Origin of the sequence: Xenorhabdus thailandensis (genome assembly GCF_037996785.1) — a bacterium.
In the GTDB taxonomy this organism is placed as follows: domain Bacteria; phylum Pseudomonadota; class Gammaproteobacteria; order Enterobacterales; family Enterobacteriaceae; genus Xenorhabdus; species Xenorhabdus griffiniae.
Window position 1 is genome coordinate 35,946 of the sequence record NZ_JBBMXF010000006.1, and the last position, 13,261, is coordinate 49,206.

Below are 13,261 nucleotides of genomic sequence, written 5' to 3' on the forward strand. Positions count from 1 at the left end.
ATTTTAATTTACCTTGTTTTAAATGGTGATAATCAAATGAATAATAACGAGCTTTCATCTCTACCATTAGCGGAACGCAGAAGACTACTTGAGTTAGCCAAATCAGCAAAAATAACCCGCCAATCGACACAAAAGACAACAATCACGGCTCAACCGCGTGATAACGGCGTGCCATTATCCTGGACACAACAACGTTTATGGTTCCTTGCTCAGTTAGATCCTGCTGCACAAACGGCATACCATATGTCAGTAGGGTTGAACCTACAGGGCAAACTGAACCTGAATGCCTTGCAGGCAGCCTTGGATCGCATTGTGGCACGCCATGAAATTCTGCGTACCACTATCGTGACGGTAGAAGGCGAAGCCCAACAAATCATTCATGATGCAGATTGTGGTTTTCCCCTGATACAAGAAGATTTCAGCCAATCCTATTCCGCAGGAACAGACTCAGAACAACAAGCGGCCATTGAAAAAATCGCCTGTCTTGAAGCAAACCACCCTTTTGATTTTGCTCATGGCCCATTAGCACGGGGACGCTTGCTAAAACTGGCAGAAGATCAGCATGTCCTGCTGTTAACTCAACACCATATTATCTCTGATGGCTGGTCAGTCAGTGTCTTTATGCAAGAACTGTCCACACTTTATCGCGCATTCTGTCAAGGACAGCCTGATCCCATGCCCGCCCTGACCATTCAGTATGCTGATTATGTTCTCTGGCAGAAAAACGAGTTACAGGGAGAGGCGCTGGAAAAACAGGCCGAATTCTGGCGTAACACCCTGCAAGGTGCTCCCGCACTTCTGGAAGTACCTACCGCCCGTCCACGCCCCGCGAAGCAAAGCTATACCGGCGGACGGGTTAATATTATTCTTCCCCCCGCATTACAGACCGGTTTAAAAGAACTCAGCCAGCGTCACGGAACTACCTTATTTATGACGTTATTGGCGGGATGGGCTACATTGCTTGGCCGACTCAGTGGTCAGGATGATATTGTGATTGGCACTCCCATCGCCAATCGCCAGCAGCCTGAATTAGCCCCTTTAATCGGCTTTTTTGCCAATACATTGGCGTTACGTGTGCAATTGCATAATAACCCCACTGTCAGTGAACTACTGGCACAAGTAAAAGAACAAGCAATCAATGCCTTTGTCCACCAAGACCTGCCCTTTGAACAATTGGTCGAGATCTTACAACCTCCGCGCAGCTTAAGTCATAGCCCCATTTTTCAGGTCATGCTGGCAACCAATAATACGCCGGGACAACGGCATTTTGAGCTGCCAGGATTGGTATTAGATGAGCGGCCATTAATCAGGGATAGTGCTTACTTTGACCTGACATTAACCCTGGATGAAACTGAAAATGGGTTAGTGGGTGATCTGGAATATGCCCGTGATCTGTTCGACCACGCCACGATTGAACGTATAGTCAGCCACTTAAACACCTTGCTGGCGGCAATGGTGGCTGATGATAGCCGGCACGTGGCTGAACTGCCGTTGATAACGCCCCAGCAACGCCAACAATTGTTGGTGGATTTTAATGACACAGACTTCACCTACCCACAAGATAAGTTGATCCACCAGCTCTTTGAACAACAAGCAGAATCAAGACCTGATGCTATTGCCTTGGTGTACCAAGATACGCAACTAAGTTATACCGAACTAAACCAACGCGCCAACCAACTGGCCCACCGCCTGATTGCCTTTGGTATACGCCCAGATGACCGCGTGGCACTGTGTGTCGGGCGCAGCCTGGATATGATCATTGGCATGTTAGGCATTCTCAAAGCAGGGGCAGGTTACGTTCCATTCGATCCAGAATATCCTGCCGAACGGCTGGCTTATCAGTTATCAGACAGCACACCAAAGTTATTGTTGACCCAAAAACAGTTACAGCCAAGTTTACCGTTGACGGAAGTGCCGTTCTGGTTACTGGATGATGAAAATTATCTAAATGTTGCGGCACAACAGCCGACCCATAATCCTGATGCCAGCCAGTCAGCACACCATCTGGCCTATATTATCTATACCTCCGGTTCGACTGGATTGCCTAAAGGCGTGATGCTGGAACACCGTAATGTCGTCAATTTTATTCATGCCCAACATCAAATCAGCCATCCCCAACCAGGGGATCGCATTCTGCAATTTGCGACCATGGCATTCGATACCTCCGTCTCAGATATTTTCCCGACCCTGGCTGCGGGGGCAACTTTAGTCCTGCGTCCTGCCCATATCCGTGTACCGGATATAGAATTTATCGATTTTTTACAGCAGCAGAAGATCACCATTATGGATGTGCCGACTGCGTTCTGGCACCAATGGGTACAGGAGATGAAAGCCGATCGTACAGGTTTCAGCCCTTACCTGCATACGGTGATTGTCGGTGGTGAGAAAGCGGAATACCGCCATTGGGTAGATTGGCAATCATTGCCCGAAACGCAACGCTGCCGTTGGATCAACACTTATGGCCCAACTGAAACCACCGTGATCGTGACTTCCCTGATCCTAAATGGTGGCACCCCTACCGAGATTATCCATAGCATTCCTATTGGCCGCCCCAATGCCAATTCCCGTATTTATATTCTCGATCCCTTCGGTCAACCTGTTCCCATCGGTGTCAGTGGAGAGATTTATATTGGTGGCGCCGGTGTCGCCCGTGGTTACTTAAACCGACCAGAACTGACGGCAGAACGCTTCATACCCGATCCGTTCAGCAAAGAAGCTAATGCCCGTCTATATAAAAGCGGCGATCTGGGGCGCTGGCTGCCGGACGGTAACATTGAATATTTAGGACGCAATGATTTTCAGGTCAAGATACGTGGCTTCCGTATTGAATTGGGAGAAATCGAAGCGCAATTGGCAGCTTGCGACGGAGTTAAAGATGTTGTCGTCATTGCCCGTGAAGAAACGGCTGGCGACAAGCGTCTGGTTGCCTACCTGATACCACAACCTGGTGTTACGCTCACTCCTTCCCATCTGCGTGAACAATTGAGTATCCACCTGATGGAGCACATGATCCCCAGTGCATTTGTCATACTGGACACCTTTCCCCTGTCCGGCAGCGGTAAATTAGATCGCAAGGCTTTGCCTGCACCGGATCGTACTGCCATTGCCAGCCGTGAATATGAAGCCCCTCAAGGGGATATTGAGCAGAAACTGGCAGAAATCTGGCAATCCCTGCTGGGGCTGGAGCAAGTGGGACGTCATGACCATTTCTTTGAGTTGGGTGGTCACTCTTTACTGACAGTACAGATGGCAACCCGCTTGCGCCAGGTTTTCAACCGTAAAGTGGACTTGCAAGATCTATTTACTCATCCCATTTTGTCCGATTTGGCACAATCACTGGATACAACCAATCAACCAGTACAACATGCCACACAACCAGCGATATTACCCGCCGACCGGCAACAAATTCTGCCACTCTCCTGGGCACAACAACGCCTGTGGTTCCTGGCGCAGTTAGATCCTGCCGCCCAAACGGCATATCACATCTCTGGTGGGTTACGTCTGCAAGGCCAGTTAAACCTGAATGCACTGCAAGCGGCTTTGGATAAGATCGTTGCCCGCCATGAAATTCTGCGCACAACGATCAAAATGGAGGAGGGTATTGTCCGGCAAGTCATTGCCGATGCGGAGCGTGGCTTCAAGTTGACCATTAAAGATCTCAGTCAGTTAACTGAGACAGAAAAACAGGCGGCTATTGATACCGCCGCTCAATTTGAAACTAACCATCCCTTTGATTTTGCCCTGGAGCCATTAATTCGCGGACAATTGCTAAAACTCGCCAATAATGAACATGTTCTGTTGTTGACTCAGCACCACATGATTTCGGATGGCTGGTCATTAAACATCCTGATATATGAATTCACCACCCTCTACCGTGCTTTCATTCAGGGGCAAAACGATCCACTGCCTGCACTGACAGTGCAATATGCTGACTATGCTCTCTGGCAGCAACAATGGCTACAGGGTGAAGTGCGGGAAAAACAGGTCAGTTTCTGGCGAGAAGCCCTGCAAGGCGCTCCGGCGTTACTGGAGCTGCCAACAGACAGGCCACGCCCTGCGGTTCAGAGCTACCATGGCGATCAAGTGGCATTCACTCTTTCACCTGCATTAAGTGATGGCTTAAAGGCATTGAGCCAGCGCCATGGTGCCACATTATTTATGACATTGCTGGCTGCATGGTCAATCTTGCTTGCCCGCATCAGTGGTCAACACGATATTGTTATTGGAACCCCGATCGCTAACCGGCAGCACCGTGAATTAGAGCCGTTGATTGGTTTCTTCGCCAATACGCTGGCACTCAGGATAAAACTGGAAGATAACCCCACCGTTAGCACGTTATTGGCACAAGTCAAAGTCCATGCACTGGCAGCTTATGTACATCAGGACTTACCCTTTGAACAATTGGTCGAAGCGTTGCAACCGCCACGTAGCTTGAGTTATAGCCCGATATTTCAGGTTATGCTCGCGCTGGATAACACACCGATACAACAATCCCTTGAATTACCCGGTTTAGTGTTGGATGAGTTGCCGTTAGCCCGCAGAAGCACCCATTTCGATCTGTCACTTTCCATGAACGACACCAATAATGGGTTAATTGGTGAATTGGAATACGCCAGTGATCTGTTTGATCGTGCCAGTATTGAACGGCTGGCACGCTACCTGCAAACCCTGTTAGCCGCGATGGTGGCTGATGATGCTCTGCGGATACAAGATTTACCGTTGCTGCAACCGCAACAACGCAAGCAGGTATTAGTGGATTTCAACCATACCGCTCAACCCTATCCACAAGACAAGTTGATCCACCAATTATTCGAACAACAAGTGGAACAAACACCTGATGCGATCGCATTAGTGTTTGGTGATGACCAACTCAGTTACGCCGAACTGAATCGTCATGCTAACCAACTGGCTCACCATTTGATTGCGTCTGGCGTCCGTCCCGATGACCGTATCGCTATCTGTGCCGACCGCAGTCTGGATCTGATCATTGGTCTGTATGGCATCCTTAAAGCGGGTGCGGGTTATATTCCCCTTGATCCAGAGTACCCGACAGAACGACTGGCTTATCAGTTGTCAGACAGCCAACCTGCCTGGCTGTTAACTCAGTGCCATTTACAGACACGTTTGCCGACGCAGGATATACCGACCTTATTGATGGATGATGACGCCCATCGTAACGCGGTGGCACAACAACCCACTCATAACCCTGATGTTCGCCAACTGGGACTGCAACCCCATCATTTGGCCTATATCATCTATACCTCCGGCTCCACGGGCAAACCCAAAGGGGTGATGCTGGAACACCGTAATGTGATGAACTTTATCCATGCGCAACACCAGACCAGCCAACCACAATGGGGTGATCGTATTCTGCAATTTGCGACCATCGCTTTTGACACTTCGGTATCCGATATCTTTCCGACCCTGGCCTCCGGCGCGACACTGGTTCTGCGTCCGCCTCATATCCGAATACCGGATATCACTTTTGTCACCTTCTTACGCGAGCAGAAGATCACCATCATAGATATGCCCACTGCCTTCTGGCACCACTGGGTACAGGAGATGATGGCAGGTCGCAGTGGTTTTAGCCCCTATCTGCACACCCTTATTGTCGGCGGCGAAAAAGCAGAACATCGTCATTTAATAAACTGGCTATCTCACCCGGAAACGCAATCCTGCCGCTGGATTAACTCCTATGGCCCGACTGAAACCACCGTTATTGCCACAACATTGAAGCTGGATAGCCAAAACCTGCAACAACTTGAAGGTGTGATCCCAATTGGTTATCCACTACCCAATACCCGAATTTATATTCTGGATACCCAAGGCCAGCCGGTTCCCATTGGGATTAGTGGTGAAATTCATATCGGCGGCGCAGGGGTGGCTCGTGGTTATCTAAACCAACCCGATTTAACGACAGAGAAATTTATTCCCGATCCCTTTAGTGAACAAACCGAAGCCCGTATGTATAAAACAGGAGATCTGGGACGCTGGTTGCCAAATGGCACCATTGAATATCTGGGGCGCAACGATTTCCAGGTCAAGCTACGTGGTTTCCGCATTGAACTGGGAGAAATTGAGACGAGACTGGCCGCTTGCGAAGGTGTCAGTGATGCGGTGGTGATTGCCCGTGCAGAGGAAAATGGTAATAAGCGCCTGATTGCTTACCTTATTCCACAATCGGGAGTGACCCTCAACCCAGCCTATCTGCGTGAGCAATTGAGCACCAGTTTGATGGAACATATGCTCCCCAGTACCTTTGTTATGCTGGATGCTTTCCCGCTAACCGCCAATGGCAAGCTGGATCGTAAAGCGCTGCCAGCACCGGATCGCTCTGCCGTTATCAGCCGTGAATATGAAGCGCCGCAAGGAGACACGGAGCAAATCCTGGCGACAGTTTGGCAATCCCTGCTGAGCCTGGAGCAAGTGGGACGCCATGACAATTTCTTTGAACTGGGCGGACATTCTTTGTTGGTCGTTAATTTGATCGAAGAATTACGCCAGCATGATCTATTCCTTGATGTTAGTACCGTCTTTTCTGCACCCACCTTGGCTGCCATGAGCGCTCGTTTAAATCAAAATAGCGCACGGAGTCGCACCGAATTGGCTGTTCCGCCAAACCTGATCCGCGAAGACAGCCAGATTATTACCCCAGACATGCTGCCACTGGTGGCGTTGACACAAAACCAGATCGAGGAGATTGTCAACCTCGTTCCTGAAGGCGTTACCAATATTCAGGATATCTATCCACTTGGGCCATTACAGGCTGGTATCCTGTTCCACCATCTGCTGGAAACAGAAGGCGATATCTATCTGGATAATCAGCTTATGGCATTTGATAGCCGGACACGTTTAGATACGTTCTTGCAGGTACTGCAACAAGTCATTGATAGGCACGATATCCTGCGTAGTGCGGTACATTGGCAAGAATTGCCAGAACCTGTTCAGATTGTTTATCGTCGTGCACCGCTGCCGGTTATTGAACACACGTTGTTAACGGAAGCGCAATTACGTCGTCTCACCGACCCACACACGGTGCGAATGGCGATCACCAAAGCACCACTTCTGGCTGCACATATTACCCAAGATCCTGAATCTGGACAGTGGTTGCTCTCCTTATTGCACCATCATTTAGTATGCGATCACATTTCATTAGGCATGATCTTCAATGAGATTAAGGCGATGATCTTGGGAGAAAGTGACACGCTGCCGGCTCCCCTGCCTTATCGTAATTTTATCGCCCAGTCCCGTAGCGTGCCGCAGGAAATCCATCAAGCCTATTTCCGCGAACAACTTGGGGATGTTGAAGAACCCACTTTACCTTTTGAATTACTCGACGATCTTAAAGAAACAAACCGCAATAAAATTGTAGAAAATACTGTCACACTGGATAACGAACTCGCCAATAACCTGCGTAACTGTGCCCGCCAACTCGGTATGAGTGCCGCAGTGCTGTTCCATGTCGCATGGGCGCACGTATTAGCCCGATGCAGTGGGCAAAACGATGTGGTGTTTGGCACAGTCCTGCTGGGACGCTTACAGGGGGGAGTGGGAGCTTCCGAAGTATTGGGTATGTTTATCAATACCCTGCCTATCCGTATTCGGTTACAGGGGCGTACCGTTAAGCAGGCAGTTCGGGAAACCCATCAACAACTCAGTGAATTGCTCGATCACGAGCAAGCGTCATTGGCTGTTGCTCAACGTTGCAGTGGCATCCAGGCACCATTACCGTTGTTTAACAGCTTACTGAACTTTCGCCATAGTCCACGTAATAAATCTCAATCTGCATCGCTGGCATGGGAAGGTGTGCAGATACTTAGTGGTGAAGAACGCAGTAACTATCCACTGTCACTGGATGTCGATGATTTTGATGATGGATTTGCGCTCACTGCACAGTGCTATCAGCAAATTGATCCGGCGCGTATCAATACTTATATGGAGATGGCTTTAAGGGGAACGATCGCAGCCCTGCAACACGCGAATGACCAGAAAATTGAATCGCTCGATATTCTGTCCCCAGAAGAGCGCACTGAGGTATTGGCAACATTTAACGATACTGCCGTTGATCTTCCGCCAAATGTTTTAATCCACCAACTGTTTGAACAGCAAGTTGAACGGACACCTGATGCCATTGCGCTGGTGTTTGGTGAAAGCCAATTGAGCTATGCCGAACTGAACCATCATGCCAATCAACTGGCTCATCATCTGATTGCATCCGGCGTGCGTCCCGATGATCGTATCGCTATCTGTGCTGACCGTAGTCTGGATCTGATCATTGGTCTGTACGGCATCCTTAAAGCAGGCGCTGGCTATATTCCCCTTGATCCAGAGTACCCCACAGAACGACTGGCTTATCAGCTATCAGACAGCCAACCTGCCTGGTTGTTAACTCAGCACCATTTACAGGCACGTTTGCCGACGCAAGATATACCAACCTTATTGATGGATGATGACGCCCATCGTAACACGCTAGCACAACAACCTATTCATAACCCTGATGTTCGCCAACTGGGGCTTCAACCACACCATCTGGCCTATATTATCTATACTTCTGGCTCTACCGGACAACCCAAAGGCGTGATGCTGGAACACCGTAACGTGGTGAATTTTATCCATGCTCAACGCCGAACCAGCCAGCCACAATGGGGTGATCGTATTCTGCAATTCGCGACCATCGCCTTTGATACTTCAGTATCCGATATTTTCCCGACCCTGGCCTCCGGCGCGACACTGGTTCTGCGTCCACCCCATATCCGAATACCAGATGCGACATTTGTCACCTTCTTGCGCGAGCAGAAGATCACCATCATGGATATGCCCACTGCCTTCTGGCATCACTGGGTACAGGAGATGATGGCGGGGCACAGTGGCTTTAGCCCCTATCTGCACACCCTTATTGTCGGTGGCGAAAAAGCAGAACATCGTCATTTAATGAACTGGCTGTCTCACCCGGAAACGCAATCCTGCCGCTGGATTAACTCCTATGGCCCGACCGAATCTACCGTTATTGCCACAACCTTGACCGTAGATCATCTGACGATCGATAACACGCAAGTGCCATATCTCAATGACAATATTCCGATTGGTCGCCCATTACCCAATACCCGTATCTATATTTTGGATACCCTCGGTCAACCGGTTCCTATTGGTGTCCGTGGTGAAATTCACATCGCTGGTTCAGGTGTTGCACGGGGTTATCTGAATAAGCCAGAGATGACAGCGGAGAAATTTGTCGCCGATCTATTCAGCGCACAGCCAAATGCGCGCATGTACAAAACCGGCGACTTAGGACGCTGGTTGCCAAACGGTATGATTGACTATCTGGGACGCAACGATTTTCAGGTCAAGCTACGCGGCTTCCGCATTGAACTGGGGGAAATTGAAGCACAACTCGCCACCTGTGAAGGCGTCAGAGATGCTGTAGTCATCGCCCGTGAAGAAGAAACCGGCGACAAACGTCTGGTAGCCTACGTCATTCCACAATCCGGTTTCACACTAGAAGCCAATCGCCTGCGTGAACAACTCAATAACCGTCTGGCTAGTTATATGGTGCCTGGCGCGTTTGTTGTGCTGGAAGCCTTCCCGCTAACCGGAAGCGGCAAATTAGATCGCAAAGCACTGCCAGCACCGGATCGTTCCGCCATCGCCAGCCGTGAATACGAAGCGCCCCAAGGTGAAATCGAACAGCAAATTGCCGCTATCCTACAGAATTTATTGGGACTAGAACAAATAGGACGCCATGACAGCTTCTTTGATCTGGGTGGAAATTCCCTATCAATCATTCAGTTAATGGCAAGATTACGTGATGCATTCCATCTTGAAATGTCTATTCAAGACATATTTACCCATCCAGAACTTTCTGAACTCGCCGAGCTTATCGCATCAAGACAGATCGAAACCTTTTTCGCACAAGAAGACATCGAATTGCTGCAAAAAGAATTGGAAAACTTGTCCGAAGATGAACTGCGTGCCCTGCTAAATGGAGATAATTAATTAAATGAGTAACAAAGAACTAAGCCTGTTTGAATTAAGACAAGCGGTACTCCAGAAAAAAATTAAAGAACGCATTGAAAACCGTCAGATTGAGGAAAAAAAGCAGATCAGAGAAAAAAGGCACATTATCCCGAGAAACGCTGATCAGCAAACGCTTCCCCTCTCCTGGGCACAGCAACGCTTATGGCTCCTGGCGCAGTTAGATCCAGCAGCACAAGCGGCATATCACATTCCAGGCGGTCTGCGTCTGCAAGGTTATCTGAATTTAGATGCCCTGCAAGCTGCATTAAACAGAATTGTTGCTCGTCATGAAATTCTGCGCACGACTATCAAGATGGTCGAAGGCCAAGCTCTGCAAGTTATTGGTAAACCAGATAGCGGCTTCTCTTTGGCAGTGGAAGAACTCAGCCATCTGCCTGCGGAAAAACAACAAATTACCCTCGAAGAGATAACCCAGCGTGAAACCAGCCAGCCATTTGACTTTGCGCAAGGCCCCCTAATCAGGGGGCGCTTGCTGCGACTGGCTGCAAATGAACATATCCTGTTATTAACCCAGCATCATATTATTTCCGATGGTTGGTCCCTTAACATCCTGATGCACGAGCTTTCCACGCTTTATCATGCGTTCAGCGAAGGACAAGGTGATCCCCTGCCCGCTTTGACACTCCAATATGCTGACTATGCCCTTTGGCAAAGAGAGTGGCTACAGGGAGAATTATTGGAAAAACAGGTGAATTTCTGGCGCGATGCGTTACAGGGTGCTCCTGCGCTTTTGGAACTACCGACAGACCGGCCACGCCCAGAGCAGCAAAGTTATGCCGGAGGGTATGTTGATATTACTCTGTCACCGGAATTAAGTAGTGGATTAAGAAGCCTTAGCCAGCGTCACGGGACAACATTATTCATGACCTTGATGGCGGGGTGGATTACTTTACTTTCCCGTCTTAGCGGGCAAACGATATTGGTGGTTGGCACACCTGTTGCTAATCGGCAATATAGCGAATTAGAGCCGTTAATTGGCTTTTTTGTTAACACGCTGGCTCTGCGCATTCAAATAGATGACAATCCAACGGTCAGCGCTCTGCTAGCCAGGGTCAAGGCACATGCACTGGCAATGCCTTACGCACATCAAGATCTGCCATTCGAACAATTGGTGGAAGTACTAAAACCACCACGTAGCCTCAGTCATAGCCCGATTTTTCAGGTGATGATGTCAGTGGATAATACCCCTGGACAGCAGAATATAGCATTGCCGGATATCACCATTAGTGAAATCAATCTGGCTGAAAACAGCTCGCATTTCGATCTGTCTCTCTCAATAAATGATACCGAAAATGGGTTAGTGGGTGGCCTGGAATATTCCAGTGATCTGTTTGACCATGCCAGCGTTGAACGTATCGCCAGTTACCTGCAAACCCTGCTGACCGCGATGGTTAAAGATGATTCGCAACCAGTGGAAAGTTTACCCTGCTGCAATCATACCAACGCACTCAAGTGTTAGACGATTTCAATGATACGGCCTTCCCATATCCACAAACCTTATTGATCCATCAACTGTTTGAACAACAGGTGGAACAAACCCCTGACGCTACCGCATTAGTGTTTGGCGATAGCCAACTGAGTTACGCAGAGCTAAACCGTCATGCTAACCAATTGGCACACCATTTAATCGCTTCGGGTGTTCGTCCTGATGATCGCGTGGCAATCTGCGCTGATCGCAGTCTGGATTTAATTATTGGTTTATACGCTATTCTTAAGGCTGGCGCCGGCTACATTCCACTCGATCCGGAATACCCGGCTGAACGTCTGGCCTACCAGTTATCAGACAGCAAACCGATGTTATTGCTGACCCAACAGCATCTACAGACGCATTTGCCAATACAGAATATCCCTGTCTGGCTGCTGGATGATCAATATAATCGGAATAACGTGGCAAAACAGCCAACCCATAATCCCGATACTGATCAATTGGGACTGCAACCCCATCATCTGGCTTATATTATCTATACTTCCGGCTCCACCGGCCAGCCTAAAGGCGTGATGCTGGAGCACCGCAATGTGGTGAACTTTATCCACGCTCAACATCAAACCAGCAAACCACAATTGGGGGATCGTATCCTGCAATTTGCGACTATCGCTTTTGATACCTCGGTATCGGATATTTTCCCCACCCTGGCCTCTGGTGCGACACTGGTGCTGCGTCCGCCCCATATTCGGATACCAGATATGACTTTTGTCACCTTCCTGTGTGAGCAGAAAATCACCATTATGGATATGCCGACCGCTTTCTGGCACTTGTGGGTACAGGAGATGATGGCTGGGCGCAGTGGTTTTAGCCCCACCTGCACACCCTTATTGTGGGGGGTGAAAAAGCAGAACATCGCCATTTGATCAACTGGCTGTCCCATCAGGAAACCCAATCCTGCCGCTGGATTAACTCTTATGGCCCAACGGAAACTACGGTGATTGCCACCACGCTGAAATTGGATCACCAAAATTTACCCCAGCTTAAAGGGGTTATCCCGATTGGTTATCCGCTGCCTAATACCCGTATTTATATTCTGGATACGCACGGCCAGCCGGTTCCCATTGGCGTCAGTGGTGAAATTCATATTGCCGGTGCCGGTGTAGCCCGTGGTTACCTCAATCGCCCCGATTTAACCGCGGAAAAATTTGTGGCTGATCCATTTAGCACACAACCTGATGCCCGTATGTACAAAACCGGCGATCTGGGGCGCTGGTTACCCGATGGCGAAATTGAATATTTAGGGCGCAACGATTTTCAGGTCAAGCTACGCGGTTTCCGCATCGAATTGGGGGAAATTGAGACTCAACTGGTGGCTTGCACAGGCGTCAGCGATGCCGTGGTGATCGCCCGTGAAGAAGAAAGCGGTGACAAACGTTTAATCGCCTATGTGATCCCAGAAACCGGCATGACACTTCGTCCGGCTGAATTACGCAAGCAACTGAGCAGCCGATTGATGGAGCATATGCTACCCAGTGCCTTTGTAATGCTGGATGCCTTCCCGATGTCCGCCAACGGCAAACTGGATCGCAAGGCCCTGCCAGCACCGGATCAAAGCGCTATTGTCAGCCGTGAATACGAAGTGCCACAAGGCGAAACTGAACAAACCCTGGCCGCAATCTGGCAATCCCTGCTGAATGTAGAACAAATCGGACGGCAAGATAATTTCTTTGAACTAGGCGGGCATTCACTACTCGTGGTCAATTTAATTGAGCAACTGCGTCTTCACGGCCTGTCTCTGGA

General features: G+C 49.2%; 1 protein-coding gene and 1 pseudogene. Both read left to right on the forward strand.

What is annotated here, in order from left to right; all coding sequences use genetic code 11:
• The first annotated feature begins 36 nt into the window (after positions 1-36).
• Complete coding sequence (locus AAC853_RS02470; protein WP_340613597.1) at positions 37-9,993, forward strand: amino acid adenylation domain-containing protein; 9,957 nt, start codon at positions 37-39, stop codon at positions 9,991-9,993.
• Between the two features lie 4 nt (positions 9,994-9,997).
• A pseudogene (locus tag AAC853_RS02475) lies at positions 9,998-13,261 on the forward strand (non-ribosomal peptide synthetase); the annotation flags it as partial.